Annotated in this window: 30 protein-coding genes; 23 read left to right on the forward strand and 7 right to left on the reverse strand. The window is 32.0% G+C overall.

The features are described 5' to 3' along the window. Window positions 1–10 precede the first annotated feature (10 nt). From mgtE to ACWNT5_RS03045, 4 genes are read left to right on the forward strand one after another with little or no spacing between them, the layout of a single operon-like run. Complete coding sequence (gene mgtE / locus ACWNT5_RS03030) at window positions 11–1366, forward strand: magnesium transporter (RefSeq protein ID WP_299604246.1); 1356 nt, start codon at window positions 11–13, stop codon at window positions 1364–1366. Between the two features lie 59 nt (window positions 1367–1425). Beyond that, window positions 1426–1827 carry an acyl-CoA thioesterase gene (locus tag ACWNT5_RS03035; RefSeq protein WP_299604248.1) on the forward strand — a complete coding sequence of 134 codons (402 nt, stop codon included), beginning with the start codon at window positions 1426–1428 and terminating at the stop codon, window positions 1825–1827. 16 nt (window positions 1828–1843) lie between these two features. Continuing rightward, the gene (locus ACWNT5_RS03040; protein ID WP_299604250.1) at window positions 1844–2209 is read left to right on the forward strand and encodes a cupin domain-containing protein; all 366 of its coding nucleotides are present in this window, start codon (window positions 1844–1846) and stop codon (window positions 2207–2209) included. A gap of 55 nt (window positions 2210–2264) precedes the next feature. Beyond that, window positions 2265–3353, forward strand: a complete 1089-nt coding sequence (locus ACWNT5_RS03045) for a Gfo/Idh/MocA family protein (protein WP_456516575.1) — start codon at window positions 2265–2267, stop codon at window positions 3351–3353. A 59-nt stretch (window positions 3354–3412) separates the two neighbouring features. On the opposite strand, the gene ACWNT5_RS03050 is transcribed toward ACWNT5_RS03045, so the two are convergent. Beyond that, window positions 3413–3847, reverse strand: a complete 435-nt coding sequence (locus ACWNT5_RS03050; protein WP_299604254.1) for a hypothetical protein — start codon at window positions 3845–3847, stop codon at window positions 3413–3415. A gap of 529 nt (window positions 3848–4376) precedes the next feature. On the opposite strand from ACWNT5_RS03050, the gene ACWNT5_RS03055 reads away from it, so the two are divergent. The 12 genes from ACWNT5_RS03055 to ACWNT5_RS03110 all read left to right on the forward strand — a co-directional run bounded on the left by ACWNT5_RS03055 (window position 4377) and on the right by ACWNT5_RS03110 (window position 11296). Continuing rightward, a complete protein-coding gene (locus ACWNT5_RS03055) occupies window positions 4377–5147 on the forward strand; it encodes a hypothetical protein (RefSeq protein WP_456516576.1) in 771 nt (256 codons plus the stop codon). A 182-nt stretch (window positions 5148–5329) separates the two neighbouring features. Continuing rightward, a complete protein-coding gene (locus tag ACWNT5_RS03060; RefSeq protein ID WP_299604258.1) occupies window positions 5330–6271 on the forward strand; it encodes a 2-hydroxyacid dehydrogenase in 942 nt (313 codons plus the stop codon). Window positions 6272–6346: 75 nt separating this feature from the next. Continuing rightward, window positions 6347–6886, forward strand: coding sequence for an HD domain-containing protein (locus ACWNT5_RS03065; protein ID WP_456516577.1), 540 nt, complete (start codon window positions 6347–6349; stop codon window positions 6884–6886). A 56-nt stretch (window positions 6887–6942) separates the two neighbouring features. Continuing rightward, window positions 6943–7359, forward strand: a complete 417-nt coding sequence (locus ACWNT5_RS03070; RefSeq protein ID WP_299604262.1) for a response regulator transcription factor — start codon at window positions 6943–6945, stop codon at window positions 7357–7359. A 144-nt stretch (window positions 7360–7503) separates the two neighbouring features. After that, entirely contained in the window at window positions 7504–8025 is a 522-nt protein-coding gene (locus ACWNT5_RS03075) for a DUF4199 domain-containing protein (RefSeq protein ID WP_299604265.1), read from the forward strand. 14 nt (window positions 8026–8039) lie between these two features. Continuing rightward, window positions 8040–8498, forward strand: coding sequence for a DUF1801 domain-containing protein (locus tag ACWNT5_RS03080; protein ID WP_299604268.1), 459 nt, complete (start codon window positions 8040–8042; stop codon window positions 8496–8498). Between the two features lie 57 nt (window positions 8499–8555). Next, the gene (locus ACWNT5_RS03085; RefSeq protein WP_299604271.1) at window positions 8556–8939 is read left to right on the forward strand and encodes a VOC family protein; all 384 of its coding nucleotides are present in this window, start codon (window positions 8556–8558) and stop codon (window positions 8937–8939) included. Window positions 8940–9003: 64 nt separating this feature from the next. Beyond that, window positions 9004–9447: an NINE protein gene (locus ACWNT5_RS03090; RefSeq protein WP_299604273.1), complete on the forward strand. Its 444-nt coding sequence runs from the start codon at window positions 9004–9006 to the stop codon at window positions 9445–9447. A gap of 84 nt (window positions 9448–9531) precedes the next feature. Continuing rightward, the gene (locus ACWNT5_RS03095; RefSeq protein WP_299604276.1) at window positions 9532–9855 is read left to right on the forward strand and encodes an ArsR/SmtB family transcription factor; all 324 of its coding nucleotides are present in this window, start codon (window positions 9532–9534) and stop codon (window positions 9853–9855) included. A gap of 15 nt (window positions 9856–9870) precedes the next feature. Further along, window positions 9871–10353 carry a DUF6428 family protein gene (locus tag ACWNT5_RS03100; protein WP_299604279.1) on the forward strand — a complete coding sequence of 161 codons (483 nt, stop codon included), beginning with the start codon at window positions 9871–9873 and terminating at the stop codon, window positions 10351–10353. Between the two features lie 5 nt (window positions 10354–10358). Continuing rightward, on the forward strand, window positions 10359–10856 hold the full coding sequence (locus ACWNT5_RS03105) for a GNAT family N-acetyltransferase (protein ID WP_299604282.1): 498 nt from the start codon (window positions 10359–10361) through the stop codon (window positions 10854–10856). Between the two features lie 17 nt (window positions 10857–10873). Further along, window positions 10874–11296, forward strand: a complete 423-nt coding sequence (locus tag ACWNT5_RS03110) for an arsenate reductase ArsC (protein ID WP_299604284.1) — start codon at window positions 10874–10876, stop codon at window positions 11294–11296. 15 nt (window positions 11297–11311) lie between these two features. Here ACWNT5_RS03110 and ACWNT5_RS03115 read toward each other — a convergent pair whose 3' ends face one another. From ACWNT5_RS03115 to ACWNT5_RS03130, 4 genes are all read right to left on the reverse strand, one after another. Continuing rightward, entirely contained in the window at window positions 11312–12523 is a 1212-nt protein-coding gene (locus ACWNT5_RS03115; protein ID WP_299604287.1) for a mechanosensitive ion channel family protein, read from the reverse strand. A gap of 111 nt (window positions 12524–12634) precedes the next feature. Next, on the reverse strand, window positions 12635–14443 hold the full coding sequence (locus tag ACWNT5_RS03120) for a lysophospholipid acyltransferase family protein (RefSeq protein ID WP_299604289.1): 1809 nt from the start codon (window positions 14441–14443) through the stop codon (window positions 12635–12637). 53 nt (window positions 14444–14496) lie between these two features. After that, the gene (locus ACWNT5_RS03125) at window positions 14497–15750 is read right to left on the reverse strand and encodes an aspartate kinase (protein WP_299604291.1); all 1254 of its coding nucleotides are present in this window, start codon (window positions 15748–15750) and stop codon (window positions 14497–14499) included. 41 nt (window positions 15751–15791) lie between these two features. Then, complete coding sequence (locus tag ACWNT5_RS03130; protein WP_299604293.1) at window positions 15792–16274, reverse strand: GNAT family N-acetyltransferase; 483 nt, start codon at window positions 16272–16274, stop codon at window positions 15792–15794. 177 nt (window positions 16275–16451) lie between these two features. Between ACWNT5_RS03130 and fbp the strand changes: the two genes are divergently transcribed. The 5 genes from fbp (at window position 16452) to ACWNT5_RS03155 (ending at window position 20948) form a co-directional block, all read left to right on the forward strand. Next, the gene (gene fbp / locus ACWNT5_RS03135) at window positions 16452–17465 is read left to right on the forward strand and encodes a class 1 fructose-bisphosphatase (protein ID WP_299604295.1); all 1014 of its coding nucleotides are present in this window, start codon (window positions 16452–16454) and stop codon (window positions 17463–17465) included. Window positions 17466–17734: 269 nt separating this feature from the next. Further along, complete coding sequence (locus ACWNT5_RS03140; RefSeq protein WP_299604297.1) at window positions 17735–18085, forward strand: fructose 1,6-bisphosphatase; 351 nt, start codon at window positions 17735–17737, stop codon at window positions 18083–18085. A 17-nt stretch (window positions 18086–18102) separates the two neighbouring features. Beyond that, on the forward strand, window positions 18103–18927 hold the full coding sequence (locus ACWNT5_RS03145; protein WP_299604298.1) for a cell envelope biogenesis protein OmpA: 825 nt from the start codon (window positions 18103–18105) through the stop codon (window positions 18925–18927). After that, window positions 18914–19405: a Rab family GTPase gene (locus ACWNT5_RS03150; protein WP_299604300.1), complete on the forward strand. Its 492-nt coding sequence runs from the start codon at window positions 18914–18916 to the stop codon at window positions 19403–19405. The genes ACWNT5_RS03145 and ACWNT5_RS03150 overlap by 14 nt, the downstream gene beginning before the upstream one ends. A gap of 4 nt (window positions 19406–19409) precedes the next feature. Then, entirely contained in the window at window positions 19410–20948 is a 1539-nt protein-coding gene (locus ACWNT5_RS03155; protein ID WP_299894481.1) for an ATP-binding response regulator, read from the forward strand. A 53-nt stretch (window positions 20949–21001) separates the two neighbouring features. Here the strand turns inward: ACWNT5_RS03155 and ACWNT5_RS03160 are convergent, their stop codons facing one another. Continuing rightward, entirely contained in the window at window positions 21002–21433 is a 432-nt protein-coding gene (locus ACWNT5_RS03160; RefSeq protein ID WP_299894478.1) for a tellurite resistance TerB family protein, read from the reverse strand. Between the two features lie 186 nt (window positions 21434–21619). Here ACWNT5_RS03160 and ACWNT5_RS03165 point away from each other — a divergent pair, with 186 nt between their 5' ends. Together ACWNT5_RS03165 and ACWNT5_RS03170 are read left to right on the forward strand one after the other, a co-directional pair. After that, window positions 21620–23347 (forward strand): helix-turn-helix domain-containing protein, encoded by a 1728-nt coding sequence (locus ACWNT5_RS03165; RefSeq protein ID WP_456516578.1) that lies wholly within the window; start codon window positions 21620–21622, stop codon window positions 23345–23347. A 123-nt stretch (window positions 23348–23470) separates the two neighbouring features. Further along, entirely contained in the window at window positions 23471–23704 is a 234-nt protein-coding gene (locus ACWNT5_RS03170) for a class I lanthipeptide (protein ID WP_456516579.1), read from the forward strand. A gap of 108 nt (window positions 23705–23812) precedes the next feature. Here ACWNT5_RS03170 and ACWNT5_RS03175 read toward each other — a convergent pair whose 3' ends face one another. Then, window positions 23813–23968: a hypothetical protein gene (locus ACWNT5_RS03175; protein WP_456516580.1), complete on the reverse strand. Its 156-nt coding sequence runs from the start codon at window positions 23966–23968 to the stop codon at window positions 23813–23815. Window positions 23969–23972 lie beyond the last annotated feature (4 nt).

Consider the following 23972-nt stretch of genomic DNA (forward strand, 5'->3'; position numbering starts at 1 on the left):
CGAATATCCTATGGCATTTGAGATTTCCGATAAATTTATTGACCAAGTGAAGCACCTTGTGGAAACAGAAGGGAATGTTCATTTGCAAGAAATGCTTGAAGAAATTCATTTTGCGGATATCGCAGAAATAATAGGCGAACTCAACCTTTATCAGGCAACCTACATTATAAAACTACTAGATAGTGAAAAAACTTCTGAGGCTCTTATGGAGTTAGAAGAAGATTTTCGTGAACGTATTTTAGAAAACTTATCTGTAAAAGAAATTGCGGAAGAGTTAGAAGAAATGGATACGGATGATGCCGCTGATATTATTGCCGAATTGCCTGATCATCGTGCAGAAGAAGTAATTGCCGAAATAGAAGATGAAAAACATGCAGAAGATATTAAAGAACTGCTGTTATATGAAGAAGATACTGCTGGTGGATTAATGGCTAAAGAATTAGTGAAGGTAAAAGAAACTTGGACAGTAGCGGGTTGCGTGCGTGAAATGCGTAGGCAAGCAGAAAAAGTTACCCGAGTACATTCTATTTATGTAGTTGATAAAGAAGGTAGACTTAAAGGACGATTATCTCTAAAGGATTTACTTACTGCTTCTGCCAAGGCATATATTAAAGATGTATATATTCCAAAAGTAGATTATGTAAATGTAGCAACTGAAGGAGAAGAAGTTGCTAGGATTATGCAAAAATATGATTTGGAAGCAATTCCGGTTGTTGATAATGAGACCGTTTTATTAGGTAGAATTACCATTGATGATATGGTTGATTTTATCAAAGATGAAGCTGAAAAAGATTATCAAATGGCAGCTGGTATTTCTCAGGATGTGGAAGCCGATGATAATGTATGGGAGCTTACAAGAGCAAGATTACCATGGTTAGTTTTAGGACTTTTTGGTGGTTTAGGTAGTGTGTTTATCATGCAAGATTTTGAAGATGTCATGAACAACCCTCAAATACGAGACCTATTCTTTTACACACCTCTTATTGCCGCTATGGCAGGTAATGTAGGCGTTCAGTCTTCTGCTATTATCGTTCAAGGTTTAGCCAACGATAACGTAAAAGGAAGTCTTTGGAACCGTTTATTAAAAGAAATTGGATTAAGCTTAATCAACGGTGCTGCTCTTGCTTTATTGATTATTCTTTTTGGTATGATCATGGGATACGAAATATCCTTTAGTCTTACCATTGCTATCTCGCTAATGAGCGTAATTATTGTAGCTGCTCTAATAGGCACTTTCGTACCAATTATTTTAGACAAAAGAGGAATAGATCCCGCCATTGCTACCGGACCTTTTATCACCACTAGTAATGATATTTTTGGAATTTTCTTATTCTTTTATATTGCCAAATTAATCCTCGAATTTTAGCCATAACATTCGACTAAGTATTGTATCTTATTCCAGAAGAACAATGCATTACTTCTTATATGAATACTGAAATATTTGAATATAATATTACTGTTCCTGCATCGGCAATTGATGATATGAATCACGTAAATAACGTAACCTATCTTCAATGGGTACAAGATATTGCCAAAAAACATTGGGAAGCCAAAACGAGTAACGAATTAAGAAACACCTATGTTTGGGTTGTTCTTAATCATTACATAGAATATCACCATCCATCTTTTGAAAATGAAAAATTGATCATAACCACCTGGATTGATCATCATCGTGGTGCAAAAAGCGAACGACATACCAAAATCGTAAATAAAGTAACCAAAAAGGTAATTATAACAGCCAAAACCTCTTGGTGTTTGCTACATAAAGAAACGTTAAGACCCACCAGAATCACCGAAGAAATAAGTACCTTGTTTTCGTATCAATAATTTATCAATCGAAAACATGGAAGCGATAAACATAAAAGACAAACTTTCGCAATTTAATAAACAATGGCATCCACATCGTATTGCTACCGTAGATGATAATCAAATTTACCTAGCAAAAGTATGTGGTGATTTCGTATGGCATAAACACGATGATGAAGATGAACTTTTTCAGGTAGTAAAAGGAACTCTTTATATGAAATTTAGAGATAAAACTGTAAAGGTTGAAGCTGGTGAAATTATTGTGGTCCCAAAAGGTGTTGAACATTGTCCTACGACAAAAGATAATGAAGAAGTACACCTATTGCTATTCGAAAAGGCAAGCACTAAACATACTGGAGAAACCATTTCCGAACGAACTGTATCTGAATATATTGACATTTAGAAAACGCTTTTGATTTATAAAAAGCATCTATCTTGAATCTTAAATTATTGGAGTTATGAGTTTAAATAGAAGAACTTTTATACGTAATATTGGTTTAGCTGCTGGATATAGTCTTATTCCTTCTCAATATTTACTTGCTAATTCATCTGAAAAAAAGTTAGGCGTATGTCTTGTCGCGCTTGGAAACTATAGTACTACTGTGTTAGCACCTGCTTTACAATTAACCAAGCATTGCAAACTTACTGGAATCGTTACTGGAACGCCTTCTAAAATTCCTATTTGGCAACAAAAATATGGCATACCCGACAAAAATGTTTACAACTACGAAACGATGGATCGCATAGCGAACAATCCAGATATAGATGTTATTTACATCGTTTTACCCACAGGTTTACATGCTAAATATGCGATTAAAGCTGCTAATACTGGAAAACACGTTTGGTGTGAAAAACCAATGGCGAAAACCGAAGAAGAATGCCAATCCATTATAAATGCATGTCAAAAGAATAAAGTGAAACTAGCTATTGGATATCGTATGCAGCATGAACCTAATACTCAAAAAGTTATACAATGGGCATCGACTAAACCTTACGGTAAAATAAAAACCGTTCATGCCGAAATAGGTTATTACGTAGGAAATCCCAAAAAAAGCTGGCGATTAGACGCAAAATTAGGTGGTGGAACAATGTATGACTTGGGAGTTTATTCTTTAAACGCTGCGCGATATGCCACTGGTGAAGAACCTATTTCTGTAGTAGCTGAACAAATGACTACTAGACCAAACATATTTACAGAAACTGATGAAACTACTCATTTTACATTAGAATTTCCATCAGGCGCAATTGCATACGGAAAAACAAGTTTAGGTCATGATATGCATAGACTTCATGTTGATGCAGCCAACGGTTGGTATCAATTGCAACCATTTTCTATGTATTCTGGCGTAAAGGGAACGACAAGTGATGGAAAACAACTGAATACTTATATTGCTAACCAGCAGGCCAAACAGATGGATGATGACGCACTTTCTATCATAAACAATACTGATATGATTGTTCCTGGAGAAGAAGGAATAAAAGATATTAGAATTGTGGAAGCTATTTATAAATCCGCCAAAACTAAGCATAAAATATCCTTAACATAATAAGTAAACACACATATTATGCTGATCCTAAAATCAATAAGATAGTATTGATATAGAATTTATAGCTCTTCTTTACAAGACCTTACGGCTTCATAAAAAAGTCTATAATCTGTAGTGGTTACGACCTCTCCCTTTGTACTTAATGTAACCGTTCCATTTTTTGCTATTTCGCTATAAGGAACTTGCTTTTTTACATATCCCTTGTATACAAATTCGAAATAACTATTCTCATTTAACTTACTAGGATTTACCAAAAAATCATACAGTCCATCTTCGTCAGTGTAGGCTTTCATACAAGTATTCTCGTCGACGACCAGTTTTACAGCAACATACTGCATTTTCTTCTTGCGCTTACCTAGAACTTTTCCAGTAAGTAGTTCATCCTCAGTTATCGACTCGATGCCTTCATTTTCAGTAAGGCCTTCGCTTTTCTGTTGCGACTTGCAAGAAACAAGTAGGGATAAAACAAATGATAATAGTAGTAGTACTCTCATAGTATAGTAATTTTGGGTTTGTACATTATAAGTATAGTAAAAAAAACTAAAATTTCCGCTATTTTTTATAAATCTTGGTCAAGTTACAAAATAAAATTACTTGTTTCACATAACTTAGGTAGTGTTTTTTTATAATATGTTAAAATAGAGTAATTTCTTCATCAATTCATCTTAAAAACCTGTAAACCACCTAAAAATTTAAGTGGTTTGCTAGGAATTATTAGTTCATTAATAGTGCTATCGATAAAATTATACTTACCAAAAATGTGGTTTTCTTTAGTTTTTAATCAACATATATCTTTTACTATTTGGTATGCCTAATTTAACAAAATAAGCTCCAGAACTCAGATCTCTGATGTACCCTTTACTTATTGAATAAACTCTCTATTATTATTGTTTTCATAAACCACTTATTATTCAAAAGCATAATCTTCATAACGCTAAAAACACGTATAAATACGATATTTTCCCTCATTCTTATTTTATAGTTTTAACCTTATTAAAACCTACGCTCAAAATTCAAAACAATATGACCACTACAGTTGAAAAAAATCCTACTTCGAATACACCAAATAAGACAAATACAACAAAAATAATTCCTGGAATATCGGAAAACATCATTCAAACTCTTAGCGATGAAATAAATAATATGTTATCCTACGCCATTTTTAATGGTATTACAATTAATACGGAAGTAAACACACTAATCCAAAATAGCTCTGTAGATGATCTTATTAATGCTCATAATTTATTATGCAAAAACGTTGCTCCTGCTACTCCAAAATCTATTGAATTTATAAGAAAAATTAGAGAGCAAGGTAAAGGGAAAAATTTCCTTAGTAAATTACCGATTCTAAGAAACCTAGTACTGTTATCTTTAATCTTTCTAGTCGCATTTATTGTTACAGGAATTTCTCCTGAAGTAAATAATGATTCGCTAGACAAAGGCATCATGGAGAATCAAGGTATTTCTTTATTGCTCAACCTCGGTTTTTTAACATCCATATCAGGATTAGGAGTACTTTTTTATCTGCTAAAAAATGCAAGTACAGCAGTTAAAAACGGAACTCTAGTTCCTGAAGACACCATATATTATGCAGCCCTTATTATATTAGGTATAATCGCTGGAATTATTTCGTCAGAAATCATTTCCTTTTACCAAGAAGATGGTAAGAATATCAATCTATTTAATAAAAGTTTATTAGCATTAATAGGTGGATTTTCTTCGGATGCAATTTTTAGTATTCTCCAAGGAATCATAGATAGGGTAAAAACGATTTTTATTCCCTCAGCTACATAGTAATACAACAAAATTAATACTCGTTATACTTTTAATCTTTTATTAACTATTTTTTGACCTTTTAAGAATACCTTACGAATTAATTTATCTTGTAGACCAAGTGGATGCTGGAGTATGACTAAAAGTATTTTTGAGCATCGAAGTGTCTTTTTACAAAATCAAAAGTCAACCAATAGTTATTCATGAAAATATTACATATAGATGAAAATCATCCCTTACTTATTAAACAATTAGAAGCGTTAGGATTTCAAAATGATGAAGATTATCAAGCTATAAAATCTGAAATAGAAGAAAAAATAGATCGATATGATGGCGTAATTATACGAAGTAGATTTAAAATTGACAAAACATTCATAGATAAGGCAACAAATCTAAAATTCATAGGACGTGTCGGAGCCGGTTTAGAAAGTATTGATATAGAGTATGCTCAGAAAAAAGGGATTCAACTTTTTTCAGCACCTGAAGGAAATCGAAATGCTGTTGGAGAACATGCGTTAGGAATGTTATTGTCTCTTTTTAATAAATTAAACACCGCAGACCAACAGGTAAGAAAAGGAGCTTGGAATCGAGAAGAGAATCGTGGAATTGAATTGGATCTAAAAACAGTTGGTATCATAGGATATGGAAATATGGGAAGAGCATTTGCTCGCAAACTAAGAGGATTTGATGTAGAAGTAATTTGTTATGATATTAAAGAAGATGTGGAAAATAGTGATGCTACACAAGTAGACTTAGAAGAACTCTTTGAGAAAACGGATGTATTAAGTCTACACACTCCTTGGACTCCATTAACCGATAAAATGGTCAATGCTTCGTTTATCGATAACTTTAAAAAACCATTTTGGCTCATTAATACAGCAAGAGGAAAAAGTGTAGTGACTAAAGATTTAGTGAATGCTTTGGAGTCCGGTAAAATTTTAGGTGCAGGATTGGATGTGTTAGAATATGAAAAATCTTCATTCGAAAACCTATTTACCTCAGAAAACGAAATGCCAGAGCCTCTAAAAAAATTATTGCAATTCGATAATGTTATCTTAAGTCCGCATATTGCAGGGTGGACTATTGAATCTAAAGAAAAATTAGCACAAACAATTGTAGATAAAATCAAAGCCCAATTTTGCTAAAGGAAATTTTCACAACACTTGTTTCTACTTATTCTGATGACTCTCAAGTCATAGACGACTCTTTGGAGTCAAATATTGAAAAAACACAATAAGAAAAATCGCTATTATCATAACTTATCACACCTAGAAAATGTATATCAGAAATTACTAGTTGTACAAGACAAAATAGCTGATTGGGATATGATTTTGTTTTCCATTTTCTATCATGATTATATTTATAATGTTCTCAAAAAAGATAATGAAGAACAAAGTGCTTTAAAGGTAAAAGAAGTTCTAGAATCATTAGGAATAGATCCACAAAGAATTGAACTCTGTAAAGAAATTATCATCGCTACAAAGGGACATCAAATATCTGAAATCAATGATATTAATTACTTTACCGATGCTGATCTTTCAATTTTAGGAAGTAGTTGGCATAATTATGAAACCTATTATAAACAGGTAAGAAAAGAGTACAAATACTATCCAGATTTTATTTACAACAAAGGAAGAATTGAAGTGCTAAAACATTTCCTAAAAATGCCTCGTATTTTTAAGACCGATTATTTCTTTGATAATTTTGAAAGGCAAGCAAAAGAAAATCTTCAAAAGGAAATTGTCATACTTTCAAAATAAAATTAGCAAGGTAATTTCTGGAGGCAATTAAACTTTAGTTTTGTTACATTTATATTGTGAAGAAAACCGTTTTTATTTTTGGAGCTTTAGTACTGGCATTGCTTACCCTATTTAAGTTAAGTAAATACAGTTTTGTTTCAGGCAATACCTCTATTGAATTTATTCTAGCTGCTATAGCAATTATCTTTTTTGTTATTGGAGTAATGATCAACAGAAAGGTACTTCATAAAAACAAAACTTCTGGTAAAGAAATTGATCATAAAAAAATCACACAGCTTGGACTGAGTAAACGAGAGTATGAAGTTTTATGCGAAATAGCTTTAGGTTTATCGAATAAAGAAATTGCCAACAAACTTTTTGTTTCAGAAAGTACGATAAAAACACACGTATCAAACATTCTAGTTAAATTAGGCGCCAAACGAAGAACCCAAGCCATACAAATTGCTAAAGAGTTAAAAATCATTTCTTTTTAATAATACTTAGCACTAAAGTACTACTAAGTACACTACAAACAATATCACCACTTTTAGCTAAAAATAAGATTTCATACTTTAGTATGAGTAGTTTTTTGGGCACCTAATTTACTTTTGAACTCAACCTTATAAATACATATACAAATGAAAAACACAGTTATTCGTTATGGAATTTATGGTGCTATCACCATATCTATATTGTTTCTATTAGCACTTACTTTAGGTAGAAATCTTTCCTATTTCGCACAAGAAGTTATTGGCTACACAAGCATGGTCGTTTCTTTACTTTTCGTTTTTTTTGGGATCAAACATTATAGAGATCATGAGAATAATGGCATTGTTTCTTTTGGAAAAGCCCTCCTAATAGGAATGCTAATATCTTTATTTGCCGCATTGGCATTTGGGATTATCGATGTCATCTATATTTTATATATAAATCCAGATTTTGCTGCAGAATATTATGGGCATATGGTAGAGCAAATGAAAACAACGCTTCCTGAAGAAGAATTTAAAATAAAGCTTGCAGAACTTGAAGCCGAAAAGGAGTTGTTCTCAAGTCCGGTCATGAATTTTTTATTAATGTCATTTACTGTTCTTATCATAGGATTTATAATTTCGTTAATTTCAGGTCTCATTTTGCAAAGAAAATCAACCGCCAATAACTAAAACAAAACCAGATCATGCAGTATAAAGCAAACTCACCAGAAGAGTATATCAATGCCATCCCAGAAGAACGTAAAGAAGTCATGCAAACCCTTAGAAAAGTGATTTTGGAGAATCTTCCAGATGGATTCTCAGAAGTAATGAGTTATGGAATGATAGGGTACGTAGTTCCTCATGAGCTATACCCTAACGGATATCATTGTGATCCTAAATTACCCTTACCATTTATGAATATTGCATCTCAAAAGAACTTTATTGCGGTATATCATTCTGGTATCTATGCGGATAAAAATTTAATGGATTGGTTTGTTGGAGAATACCCTAAATATGTAAAAACAAAACTAGATATGGGCAAAAGTTGCGTCCGATTTAAAAAAATTGAAACAATTCCCATGCAACTAATTGGAGAACTTGCTTCTAAAATGACTCCAAAACAATGGATAGAATTATATGAAGCTAATGTAAAAAAGAAGTAAGTAATAACGATTTTATAAGATTCCCTTCTTCAAGGGAATTACTAAAAACATATAAATATGAAAAGAGTAACTGGATTAGGAGGATTTTTCTTTAAAACAAAGGATCCAAAAGCTACTAAAGAATGGTATGGAAAACATCTGGGATTACCAGTTGATGACTACGGCTGTACTTTTTGGTGGAAAGATAAAGAAGGAAATGATTGTTCTACACAATGGAGTCCTTTTAAAGAAGATACGAGCTATTTTACACCAAGTAAAAAACAGTTTATGATGAATTTTAGGGTAGAAAACCTAGAAGAACTTCTTAAGGTCTTAAAGGAAGAAGGAGTCCAAATAGTAGGAGAAATTGAGGAGTATGACTATGGAAAATTTGGTTGGATTCTAGATCCTGAAGGAAATAAAATTGAACTCTGGGAACCCGTGGACAAGGCATTTCTATAAGCCAAAAAGAGATAAATATTTTTTGTAACTTTCTACTCACTAATCAATTATATAACTGTTATTTATGAGCGAAGAAAACAAAAACCTTGGTGACGATCTAAAAAAAGGGGCTGAAGAAGCTTTTGATAGTGCAAAAGATGCTGCTAAAAAGGCATCCGAAAAAGCAGGTGAATTTGCAGATGATGCCAAAGATGCTATTAGTGATTTTGCAGAAGATGCCAAAGAAACGGCAAATGAGTTTGCAAAAGAAGCCAAAGAAACTTTTAATGAAGTAACTGGAGACAATAAAAAGGTTCTAGCAGGTATTTTAGGGATTTTATTTGGTTCTTTAGGCATTCACAAATTCGTATTAGGATATACAAAAGAAGGCTTAATCCAACTAGTAATATCAGTAGTAACTTGTGGAGCTGGAGGTCTTATAGGAATTATAGAAGGTATCATTTATCTTACAAAATCAGATGACGAATTTTATCAAACATATCAAGTAGGCAGAAAACCTTGGTTCTAGAAATAGGATAAAAAGCCAAAAAAAACAATTTTGGCTTTTTAGTTTTATTTTATTATCGTAATATTGCGATATTATAATTTAAATATGGGTATTACTAAAACGCAAATATTTGATCAAAGGCAAAATGAATTGGCCCAACTTTTTAAAATACTTGGACATCCAGCAAGAATTGCCATACTACAATACATCAGTAAACAAAATGCTTGTATATGTAATGATCTGGTAGAAGAAATAGGTTTAGCGCAAGCTACCATATCCCAACATTTGAAGGAATTAAAGAGTATTGGATTATTAAAAGGAGAGATCGAAGGAAAAAGCATGTGTTATTGTATTGATATTGACAGTTGGAATGCATTACAACAAAATTTGAACTCATTTTTTAACACCACCAAACAGAATTGTTGTTAAACTAAAAAATACATTATGAATACATCAGAATTTATCTCTCTATTGGGAGAACATCAGGAGAAGTCGTTACTTTTCGAATATGCACCAGGAATGTTAGTAGGTGCAAACTATCACGTTACCGAAGTTAAGCATGTTACTATTGATTCTGTAGACTGTGGTGCCGGAAAGGATTCTTGGAAAGAAACTATCATACAGTTATGGGAAAGTCCATTAGAACTAGGAAAAACAGATTATCTAACCACCTATAAAGCGTTGGGCATTCTCCAAAAAGTGGGAAAAATATCAACTTATGATATGGATGCGGTAGTAAAAATTGAATACGGTAATACTATGTTTCATACCGCTCATTTACACATTACTGGTTTTAGTGCTCAAGAAGGAAAATTAATCATCCGATTATCAGTACAACCAACAGATTGCAAAGCAAAAGAAACTTGTGGCGTTCCCGAAACAAACGCTACCGCAAATGCTTGTGCACCTGGAAGTGGGTGTTGCTAGAAATAATGAGTACCGAAGTCGAAATAACTTATTTTACCAAACAAGATTGGCCTACTATCGCTACAATCTATAAAGAAGGTATTGAAACTGGAATTGCAACTTTCGAGACTACTGTTCCAACATGGGAACAATGGGATACATCACATATTAATTCTTGTAGGCTAAAAGCTGTTCTAGATACCGAAACGGTAGGTTGGGCAGCACTAGCACCTACATCAAAAAGAGAAGTTTATAAAGGTGTTGCAGAAGTTAGCATTTATATAACATCAAAACATCGAAATTTAGGTATCGGAAAGTTACTTTTGACCAATTTGATTATCGAAAGTGAAAAAGAAGGGTTTTGGACATTACAAGCTGGTATCTTTAGTAAAAATTATGCTAGCATCAAACTACACACCAATGCAGGTTTTAGAATCATTGGGTATAGAGAAAAAGTAGCTAAGTTAAATCACATTTGGTATGACAATACCATTTTAGAAAGAAGAAGTAAAAAAATTATATAACCGCAAAACACCACAAAATGAATATTTTAGTTTTATGTACAGGAAACTCTTGTAGAAGTCAAATGGCAGAAGGGTATCTAAAACACTTTGTAACAGATAACGCAACAGTGTATAGTGCAGGAGTAGAAACTCATGGAGTTAATCCAAGAGCTATTGCTATTATGAAAGAAGATAATATCGATATATCAAATCATACATCAAACAACCTAGATGAATATTTAGATATTAAATTTGATTATATACTTACAGTTTGTGACAACGCTAAGGAAAGATGTCCATTCTTTCCTGGAAAAGCTGAACGTTTGCATTATAACTTCTTTGATCCATCAAAAGTAGAAGGGACAGAAGAAGAAATTCATACTGCTTTTACAAAAACCAGAAATCAGATTAAGGAGTATTGTAAAGATTTTGTAGCTAAAAATGTGCTACAGACTTCCTAAATATGCAACAATACCCTATCGATCAATTTTGAAACCTGGTTTGGCATAATTCTCAGGAATATTAGAAGGAGGTACCGTCAGAGAATTTCCATCTCTTACAGCGTGATAGTGAGGAGATAAAATCTCAATTCCTGCCTGATGCAGTTCATTTTTAATATTTTCGTGTAATACAGAATAAATCTTAGATGACTTTTCTGGATTTTTTGTGTAAACATTTAATTCATAATGCACATAAAAGTCATCCAAACTTTTAATCAACACAAAGGGTACAGGTTCCGATAATATGCTATCTGTACTCTTTGCTCCTTTTTTAAGAGCTTCAATTACATCATCACTTGGTACATCATATCCTATGGTTACCGAAGTATGTAAAATAACACCCACATCTTCTGATGCATTTTTTGTGAAATTGATAATATGATTTCCTAGAATGGAAGAATTAGGAATGGTAACATCTAAATTCTTAATTGTTCTAATTCTGGTTACCAATAAACTTCTTTCCGTGACATCGCCGATAGTATTACCAATCTCCACCCTATCTCCTACTTTGAAAGGCCTCATATAGGTAATGACAACACCGGCAACAATATTAGAGATAGCTGATGTAGATCCTAAAGAAAATAATATTCCAAAGAAAATAGATAACCCCTTAAAAGCTGGAGAATCCGAACCAGGGATATAAGGAAAAACAATAATCAATGCAAAAGCTATAATAAAAACACGTAATAGATTAAATGTAGGTCTCGCCCAATCCGCATGAAAACCATCTAATCTAACTGCTTCCTTCTCTAATTCTGTAGTAACATATTTTAAGAATCTTATTAGATATTTAGTAACTAAAAAAATTACAATTATAAAAAAGAGATTGGGTATAAATCCAATTAAACCTTCATATAAAAATATCAATGGTTTCTTTATATATCCAAGTACTACATCTGCATATTCTTTAGTTTGCGGCACCAAACTAAATAAGAAAGGGAGATAGAAAACGAAAAAGATTAAAACAACAGTAATCTTAAGTAGTCTAAGAATAAAAGTTAATATATGCCTTTCTCTCCTAGGTGTAATGAATCTAAAAAACTGAGAGAATTTTGTTCTTCCGAAGAAAATATTGTTTTCTAATTTACTTATTTTGCTCTGTAACCATTTGAAAAACTTTTTATTCAGAAATAGAAAAAGTATAACGCCCAACAGCGCAATTGCAAAATAAATGTATTGTACTACCACAGTTAGATATTTTAACCTTTAAATTAGGAAAATATCTCAGGAACTGAAAGAAATAGGTTATTAAAAAAAGGGAATATTACGATCAAATACACAAAACCACCGACAATAACATTATTTGTCGGCATTCTTAAAGTACTTCTGCTCCAGTTCCGCTTGAAATTCTTCCATCACTGGTTTAACCGTACTATCAGGAAGATCTGCAATTCTGATATACATTAAACCATCTACAGCATTATTAAAAAGAGGATCCACATTAAATGCTACTACTTTAGCATTCTGCTTGATATATTTCTTTATTAGAACTGGTATACGAAGGCTTCCAGGTTCTATTTCATCAATAATTTTATCAAACTTATTCAGATCACTCCTACTTTCATCAAAAACAAAATCTTTATCAGCGTCTTTTAGTTTTACCTTAAACTCTTTCTTCGGTCGTACATACTGAGCAACATACGGATCATAATAATGAGATTTCATAAATTCTATCATCAACGATTTAGAGAAGCTACTAAACTTATTACTGATACTTACGCCGCCTATTAGATATTTGTGCTCAGGAAATCTAAGGGTACAATGAACAATTCCTTTCCAAAGTAAAAACAATGGCATTGGTCTTTGCTGATATTCTTTGATAATAAAAGCCCTTCCCATTTCTATAGATTGGCTCATCATTTTATGCAGTTCTGGCTCAAATCTAAAAAGATCTTGCAGGTAAAATCCATCTATCCCATATTTAGAATAAATCTCTGTACCCATTCCCATTCTATAGGCACCAGCTAATTTTTTGGCACTTTTATCCCATAAAAACATGTGGTGATAGTAATCATCAAATGGATCTAAATCTATAGACTGATTTGTTCCTTCACCTATTTCTCTAAAAGTAATTTCCCGTAATCTTCCTATTTCATGCACTACGTTTGGAATACATTCCGTTTTTGCCAGGAAAACCTCATAATTTTTGCTCGCAAGTAAACGCTTATCATTTTCTCTACAATACTCCAATTCCAATTCTATGGCACTGATACTACCTTCTAAAGCGATTTGCTTAGGAGATTTAGGAAGTTTAAGATTTTGTGGAATAGATTCCCTTAATGTTTTCTTCTCATAAGGATTTGCCAACATGTACGTCTTTTTACGTAAAAATGTGGTAAAATCTTCAATATTAGCATACTCCTCCTGATCTTTTACAGAAACAGGATTCCCAATTCTAACCTTAATTACCTTATTCTCTTGTGAGAATAGTTCACTAGGTAATTTAGCAGTTCTAAGGGTATCGTTCATTGACGCTAATTGATAAAACAATCGGCTATTTCTGGCATGAAAATAAATCGGAATTACAGGTACTTTTGCCTTTTTCACCAATCGCATAGCTCCTGGCTCCCAAGGTCTATCTACATACTGCTTACCTTCTTTAATAGTAGAAACTTCTCCAGCAGGAAAAATCCCCAAAGGTTTTCCTTCTTTAAGATGCCTAATAGCATCTTTAATTCCTTTAAGGCTTGATTTTGCTTCTTTCCTTCCTTCAAAAGGATTTACAGGCATGATATACTGCTTTAAAGGAACAAAATTATGAAGTAAAAAATTCGCTATAATTTTATAATCCGAACGGTGTTCTAACATTAATTTTAGCAATAAAACTCCGTCCAACCCACCAAGCGGATGATTAGAAAGGGTAATAAATGCACCGCTTTTGGGTAACCTTTTTAAATCTTCTGGAGGAATTTCAAAAGTAACACCGTACATCTCCAATACCGTGTTTACAAAATCCTCGCCCCCCAAATGACTTATTCGGTCATATTGACGATTAATTTTTGATAACCTTGTGATTTTTAAAATCATCCAGCCAACAAAAGTGCCAATAAAACCAAGTTTATCTAATTTGAGCCCTTTGGCTACTTCTTTTGAGGTGACTACCGCCATTAAATAAGTTTTGTGCTAACTACAAATATAACAAAATCATTGAATAGAGTATCTTATTGTTTTGCAACCATTTGATAGGTTTCTTTTGTACTCTGTTTTAGTAAAATATCCTTGTTTTCTTCTAAAAACTCAATTGCATTGCTTGTAAAATGTCTAATCGTGAATAACGAAACATGCTTTTCATAGATTACGCGAAATTTTGCTTTTAAGTGAATTAACAGCTCGTCAAAATTATGAAATTTATCATCTAAACAAACAGAAAAACTTATAGCAGAGTTTTGAATAAGATCTACTTTTAGATGGTATTGATGGAAGAGACTGAATATTTCGCTGATATTTTCTTCTACAATGAAAGAAAAATCCAAAGACGAAAGTGATAACAATATCTGATCTTTTTTAACAATAAAACAAGGCATATATGGGACTAAACTCTGTCCTTTTCTTACGGATGTTCCTTCATTTTCCGGATTAAGAAATGATTTTACAAATAAAGGTATCTCTTTTCTTTGTAGAGGTTGTAATGTTTTAGGATGAATTACAGACGCTCCATAAAAAGCTAATTCAATTGCTTCTTCGTAAGAAATTTGTGAAAGTAATTCTGTGTTCTGAAAAACTCTTGGGTCTCCATTTAAAACACCAGGAACATCTTTCCATATAGTAACATTGGCGGCATTGGTACAATAGGCAAAAATCCCCGCAGTATAATCACTACCTTCCCTTCCTAGAGTGGTCGTAAAGTTATTACTATCGGAACCAATAAAACCCTGAGTAATTGTTAACCCTGTTTTAGCAACTTTATCATTAATACATTGTTGAGTTAGCTTCCAATCTACAGTAGCATCTCTGTAATCATCATTCGTTTTTATTACATCACGAGCATCCAACAATGTATTCGTATATCCTTTTTCAGACAAATACTCACTAACAATAGTTGTAGAAATTAATTCTCCATAACTCACCGTCTGATCATAAACATAATCATATTGTACGGATTTATTTCTTCTCAACATAGTTTCCATATCAGAAATCAAGGAGGTAACTTTTTCAAAAACTGGATGTTGTGCATTCGGAAAAAGGTCTTTTAAAATCCCATGATGATATGTTCTAATAAACTCTAGAGAATTATTAAATTCAGGATTTTTGTTTAGATAATTCGCAACTACTGTTTCTAGTGCATTTGTCATCTTACCCATAGCAGATATAATAATAATTGTATCCGCATGCCCAACTTTTTGTAATACCTTGATTACATTTTGAACTCCTTCGGCATCTTTTACCGATGCTCCTCCAAACTTAAAAACTTTCATTGATTTATCTAATTTCCTGATATGCGATACTACAATTCAGCTTAATTCTTAGACACAAATGCTTGTAACCCTTGTTCATCCATTTGTACTACCTGCCAACCTTCTAAAATCTTAGCACCACTTTTTAGATAAAAATTTACTGCTGGTGTATTCCAATCCAAAACATTCCATTCTACACGTTTTACACCTTTTTCTGTTCCATATTGCATCACTCTTTTATAAAGAGCCATTCCAATACCTGAACCTCTCATAGATTCTCTCACAATCAAATCTTCTAAATGAACCGTTCTTCCTTTCCAAGTAGAAAATCTAAAATAAACTAATGCCAAACCTACGATTTCACCTACTGATGTCTCAGCGACAAAGCAATGAAACAATGGTTTATTTCCAAACCCTTCTTTTACTAAATCATCTACAGTAACTTCTACAGCATCGGGTTCTTTTTCAAAAACGGCTAATTCTTTGATTAATTGAAGTGCTTGTGGCATATCTCCTGCCACTCCTTCTCGTATAATATAGTCCATAGGTCAAAAGTTTATCAAAACTATAAAATATGTGTTAGAATCTAGATAATTTTATAATCTTATATAGAACTAATTTTAGTTTTTACAAAACTCACTTAAGTTTGACAAATTAGCCTTACGAAAACGTTTTAGTTGTCTAAAAAATAATATTTTTGCACAAATCCAACACAACCTAACATGACAAGAAAAAACCAAACCTTAGGAGAATTTATTATAGAAAACCAAAAAGATTTTCCATATGCAAGTGGTGAACTTTCACGACTGATCAATTCCATTCGCCTTGCTGCAAAAATGGTAAATCACGAAGTAAACAAGGCAGGTTTAGTAGACATAACTGGAGCTGTTGGAGAAACAAATATACAAGGTGAAGATCAACAAAAATTAGATGTACTTGCTAATGAAACGTTCATCAATACCTTAACCAATAGAGAAATTGTTTGTGGTATTGCCTCTGAGGAAAATGATAATTTCATTACCATTAAAGGTCAAAAAAGCGATCATAGGAATAATTATGTAGTTTTAATGGATCCTTTAGATGGCAGCTCTAATATCGATGTTAATGTCTCAGTAGGAACTATCTTTTCTATTTATCGCAGAATTACTCCAACAGGAACACCCGTAACCATTGAAGATTTTTTACAACCTGGAAATTTGCAGGTAGCAGCAGGATACATTATTTACGGAACCTCCACAATGTTGGTATACACAACCGGAAATGGAGTAAATGGTTTTACATTAAACCCAGCTCTGGGAACCTATTATCTTTCGCATCCTAATATGACATTCCCCGAGGATGGTAGAATTTATTCTGTAAATGAAGGAAACTATATTCATTTCCCTCAAGGAATTAAAGATTACATAAAATACTGCCAGGAAGAAAAAGATGATCGTCCTTATACATCTAGATATATCGGATCATTAGTAAGTGATATTCATAGAAATATGATAAAAGGTGGGATTTATATGTATCCTAGTACTTCCAAATCTCCTAATGGAAAACTACGATTGTTATATGAATGTAATCCTATGGCATTTTTAGCAGAACAAGCTGGTGGATTTGCTAGTGATGGTTTTAGAAGAATACTAGAAATTAAACCTACTGAATTACACGAAAGAACACCGTTTATCTGCGGAAGCAAAAACATGGTCAAGAAAGTAGAATCTTTTATGCAAAAGGAGAGTGCGAAATAATATATTCTTCTAATCTCACATAGTAATAATAATACAATGATCTGTATTTAAATTGGATACTGCTTTTTTTTTAGTATTCTTGCATAATAAATATATCTGTCTGTAGGCCTACCCCTCACTCTTCCCTTTGACTATAGATTAGATGGATTATATTTTTAATGGAGTTGAAAGGAAATAATGATTAACATTATTACTCATTGACTGTATTTTTTAATGTTTTTATATTAAATTTACTTTTAGCTCATAGAATAAACATAAATTGACCGATAATGGCTAAAGAAACTAAAGCTGTCCAAGAACAGGTTGCTAACGATCCTTCTTCAAAGATAGAAGCAATAAAAAATTTAATTTTTGGAGAAAATATTGCGGCTTATAACTCTGAATTTGACGCCGTAAAAAAAGACATTTCTTCTAAAAAGAAAGAACTAGAAGATTTTATTGAAGACACTAGAAAAGAGCTACATCAAGCGATTGATAATTTAAGTACTGATATCAATATTAGAATCACTGAATTAGAAGATAATTTAGCAGACAAAGTTTCCATGTTAGATGATAAAAAAGTCGACAGAAAAACGTTAGGTGATCTTTTGATTGCCATGGGTGAGAAAATTAATAAGTAATCTGCCTATCCAAGATTATGGAAGAGCAGGACAAATTTAAAATTCTTAAAGAACTTCTTCTTACAGATGAGAAGGAGTATGCAGATTCCATTGCTAAAAAAGTTGAAGAGCTTAGTAAAATAGTTTATCAGAAGCAAGAGCTTTCTGAGAAAGTAGATCCTATTATTGATGACAAATTAGAAGAATTTGTTGAAGAAATTCCTAAAACACTAGGCCCAACGATTACACAAACGCTAAAAGAAGAAATTAAGAATTCTCAGGATGCCGTTGTAGAAGCTTTATTTCCAATTATTGGAAAGATGATTAAGCGCTACATCGCTCATGAAATGAAACTCTTAAGCGACAATATTAACAAAAAAACCAAACAAGCTTTCTCTTTTAAAAATTGGTTTAAAAGAACCAAAGCAAAAGCACAAGGTATTAGTGACGGTGATTTGGCAATTTCGGATTACGCCAAACCCAGATTAATCCAAATGTTTGTCGTTGAAAAAGATTCTGGATTACTTATTGCTGATTATAGTCCTCTTTCTGATGGTACTATTGATAAAGATATGGTCGCTGGAATGCTTACCGCTATAAAAGGATTTGTCGAAGATGCTTTTCAGGGCGGTAATCAAAATCTAGAAACAATAGAATACGAACTATATACTATACATATACAAAATTTTTATTCTTATTATATAGCAGCTGTTATTTCGGGTGCCTACAACATTATGTTTAAAGAAGTATTGGAAGATCAAATTATTGAATTTGCTAAGAATCATATTTCCAGAAGGGATCTAGAAAATAATGAGCTTTTTACAAATAAATTAAAAAAACATTTTGAAGATGACATTGTCTAAAAAAGTAGTGCTTTTAGGACACTTTGGAGTTGGGAAAACATCATTATTTAGACGTTTTGTTGACAACGAATTTTCTGAAGATTATAAAGTAACATTAGGAGTTCAGATAAAAAAGAAAGTTGTTGAAATGCCAGATGGCAGAGAACTTTCTATGATCATTTGGGATACCGAAGGTCATACCGATATAGAAGACACGCGAAAATCGTATCTTCTTGGCTCTAACGCTTTTATTTACGTATTTGACCTTACAAGAATAGACACCTATAAAGATCTTACTAAAGATTTAGAATACCTCGCCAAAAATCACCCAAAAGTGATTATCAAAACAATTGGTAATAAGTTAGATTTAGTAAGCGAAAAAGAAATCCAAAAGAAATTTGATGAGTTAAACATTACTGTAGATTGTTTAACAAGTGCTAAAACAAACAAAAATGTTCAGAATTTCTTTACTGATCTTTCTATCGAAATAACATCATAGCCCTATGACTTACCAAGAAGAAAAGTTGTTTTTTGATCAACAAATGCAATGCACAATTACAGGCCATGATGGTGTGATTAAGGAAACCGATGCAAATATTTTTAGTTGGAAAGTCAGTACTTCTATTTATGATGCACATCCTTTTTTTGAGATCATAAAGGGATTCCTAGAAATATTTGAACAGGAAGAAACCACCTATAATTTTCCTTGTATTCACTTAGAAGAAGGAAAACTAGAGAAGATATGCGACGTAACTATTAAAATCAACACAAAAGAAGTAGTTATTCTTTTATTCGATTACTCGTCTAAATATCACGAGTTAAATAAAATAGCACAACAAAAAAATGAATCTGTTCTTAGAGCTAAAGAATTAGAGCTCAAAAATAAATTTCTTATTGATAAAGAGAAGTTTAAAAACAGTTTTATTGCTAATATCAATCATGAAATCAGAACTCCTTTAACCAGTATTTTGGGATTTATAGAGGTATTGCAAAAGACCAACTTAAATTTTGAACAAGAAGAATTAGCTAGAATTATTAAAAGACAAAGTCTACATCTTAACTCTTTAATAGAGGATATGGTAGATATTTCGAAAATAGAGTCTGGTAAAATAAAAATTGTAGAAGAGCGCTTTTTGTTTGTAAATCTCATGGAAGGTTTCCAAGAAACCTATTCGAAATTAGCTGAAGATAGAGGATTAGCATTTGAAACGTATATTGATCCTAATATTCAGGAGTATTTAATTGGAGATAGAACAAGAGTATTCCAAATTATTAATAATGTGCTCAATAATGCCTTCAAATTTACTGAAGAAGGTAAAGTAAGCCTTTCTGTGACTAAAAACTTTCAACGAACCAATAAGTTAAGTGTTAGTTTCAAAATTGAAGATACCGGATTAGGAATACATGAAGAAGACCTCGAAAATATCTTTGATAGATTTACCCGTTTTAATAGAGACAAACAGATTTCGGGAACAGGATTAGGACTAGCTATTGTAAAAGATTTGGTAGACCTCCTGAATGGTGAAATTAAAGTAACTAGCGAACCGGATAAAGGGACTACTTTTGATATTAAACTACCATTTAAGTTTGAAATTTCGAAAGCTAAGCCAGAAAAGAAAAAGAAAAAATATAGTTTACCCGAATCAAAAAAGAAATTCAGAATTTTAGTTGTGGAAGACGAAGAGTCTACGCAATTCTTAATTATGAAAATACTTATTAGTCACGGTAGTTTCTTTGTAGATGTTGCTATGAATGGAGAACAGGCCATTAGCTATATGGAACGAAGAAATTACGACTTAGTTCTTATGGATCTAGAATTATCTAAAATAGATGGCTATAAGGCCACTCATATGATACGCAAAAATTATGGAGATAAAGCCATAGCAGAGGTGCCAATTATTGGTTTTACTGCCAGAGCTACCGAAGCAGAACGAGATAAATGCCTGAGATCTGGAATGGATGATTTTATTGCCAAGCCCTTTGAACAAGAAGATTTACTATATAAAATAGTTAAACAAATAGCTAAAAAAGCCGCTTCATAGAAGCGGCTTTTGTCATTTTTGGTTGGATGTATTTTCTTTGTAAATAAAGAAAATTATCTGTTCATATTTTTAATCTCTTCGGCAAAAGTATCTCCATCCACATCCTGATCTACTAATGTTAAGGCTTTATCCACAACATACTTTGCATTATCAGATTTAAAACCTAATCCGATACATAATTTTTCTAATAAAACTACCTGATCATCTCCTTTGATGTTATCTGCATATACCATCCTCGCTAAATCAAATAACCTTTCTAATCTTGCATCATAACTAGTCGGAGGATTGATAGGATGAGCAGCATAATTCTTAGAAATTTCTTTGTAATCATTTTCAGAAATATCAAGATTACGAGCCAATCTATCTAAGAACGCTCTTTCTTCGTCTGTAATAACTCCATCACTCATTGCTACTCTTACGATAGCAGCAAAATGGTCTTGATTTCTCTTTTGAAACCCACTATCAAATAAATCAGATATTGACATTATGTATTTTGTTTATTTTGCCGCAAATATAACCAAACTTAATTCCTTTTAAAATATAAAGATGTCCTTTTTTAAGGTTAACAAAATATTTAAAGGATTCAACACGTTGATGCTCAATAAATATATAGAAATATAATTTTAATAACGGCATATTGGTTTCCATAGTGAATTTAATACTTTTGGAACATGCAAACTCATCATATCAAAAAACAAAAGATCATTCTTATGATCTTTATACTCATCATCACCCTTACTGGATACACTCAAAACACTGCTATACCTGATTCTTTACAAAACAAGACATTAGACGAACTGGAAAATCTTCTAATAAAAAATGTGAAAGACTCTATCAAGGTTACATTTTATGCTGAAATATTATTAGCTAAAGCCAAACTAAAAAAAGATAATCTAGGATTAGCAAAAGGTTATTTTCAAGTATCCTTCAATCATATCCATAATCCATCAAAAAGAATTATTTATCTAGATAGCTCTATCTATTACAGTTCTAATTTAAAACATGACTTGTATCCAGTAATTTCATATGTAAACAGAGCAGGTTCCTACAAAGAAATCGGTAATTACAATAAGGCATTGGATGATTATTTAAAAGCTTTAGAATTCGTTGATACTGTAAATACCAATTTATATAATGTAGTCAAACATAATATCGGTAGATTAAAAGATGAAATTGGAGAGTATCAAGAAGCAAAAAAGATATACCTAGATGTAATGAAATATGAAATACATCGGGAGATTAAAGGGGAAGAGCATTTAATCACTATTCTAATGTTAGCAGATTCTTATAGAAAATTAAACCAGATTGATTCTGCTTCCTATTATACTAACCTCGGCATTAAAGAATCTATTAAAGATACGTTAAACGTGTACTATTCATTCGTTTTGGCCGAAGGTATCAATCAATATTACAAAAAAAAATATGACGCTTCTATTGATAGTATCAACAAATCAATTCCGATGATTGAAAAACTAGAATCTCACAATATGGGAGCAATCGTAGATGGTTATTTACATTTAAGTAAAATTTATAAAGAGCATAGTGATGAAAAAATGTTTTTAAGTTCATTAGAAAAAATAGATTGGTATTATGAAAACACTAAGTACAGATCCTTAGAAATGCGTGAAGCGTACGAACTATTTATCAATCATTATAAATCAATAGATGATAAAAACAAACAACTACATTATATAAATAAATTGTTTGCCGTGGATAGTGTATTAGATAGGGATTACAAAAGCTTGAACAAAACAATTACTAAAAAATACGATACTCCTCAATTACTTAAAGAGAAACAACATTTAATAAATACGTTACAGGAAAAGGAAAAGATTATATCCTTAAAATATAGTATCACATTATTAGCGGTAATTATTCTTTTCATTTTTTTCTTATCTGTATATTATAGAAAAGTACAATACAAAAAAAGGTATCAAGTAATAATGCACCCCGAAAACAATCTTGAAATCAAAAAAACAGAACTACTAATTGCAAAAGAAAACAATATTAATGACTCAAAATCCTTAGGTATTCCCGAAAATGTTGTTTCTGAAGTTTTAGAAAGACTTACACAATTTGAAGACAAAAATGGTTTTTTAGCCCGTAATTTGACGATAACTTCTCTTGCCAAAAAACTACAAACCAATTCTAAATACTTGTCTAAAATCATTAATCAACACAAGCAAAAAAGGTTTAGCACTTATATCAATGAACTTCGTATAGCCTATGTAATCGAACAACTGAAAGAAAACCCTAAATTTAGACTGTATAGTATTAAAGGAATTGCAAGAGAACTTGGATATAATAATGATCGTGCTTTTTCGAAAGCTTTTTATCAAAAAACAGGAATGTATCCGTCTTATTTCATCAAACAACTAGAAAAAGAAATAACCACATAAATCATTGATTCCCAATTTATACAAAGTGTCATTTCCATGAAAACACAGTAGTAAATTCTATGAATTAAATTTTTCAAAAAGAATAATAATTACTTTTATTTCTGAAACAAAAAGAACGTATATATGAAAAACAAAAAAGGGAAAAAGCTTAGCTTATACAAAATTAAGGTTGCCAAATTAGAAAGACGTAATTTTTATGATGTAAAAGGGGGAAATACGGCAACTACATTTGAGGATGCTACTGTATTCCTTAATGGTTGTAACAGTCATCTTAATTGTCCCACCGATTGGACATGGGAATGCCCAGGATCCAATGGGTGTAAAACCCGTAATAGATTATGCGGCATAGAAGAATAATCAAAATACCACCCGTGATCATTATAAATAAATTTATTCAATAAGATTAACTTATAAGCCACTCCTTTCAAAAAGAGTGGCTTAATTATTTTAAGTCTATTTAAAATCTTAGCAAGGAACGCAAGCTACATGCTTTCCTGTTAAGAAGTCCAATTGAGAACAGGTTCCTGCAGGACAAATAGGACAACCAAACCCTCCATTAATAGCTTGTTGATTGTTTTTAGAAATTGTTTTTACCCCGTTTAAATTTCTTAATTTATTCATCGTA

The organism is Aquimarina sp. 433 (assembly GCF_054054605.1).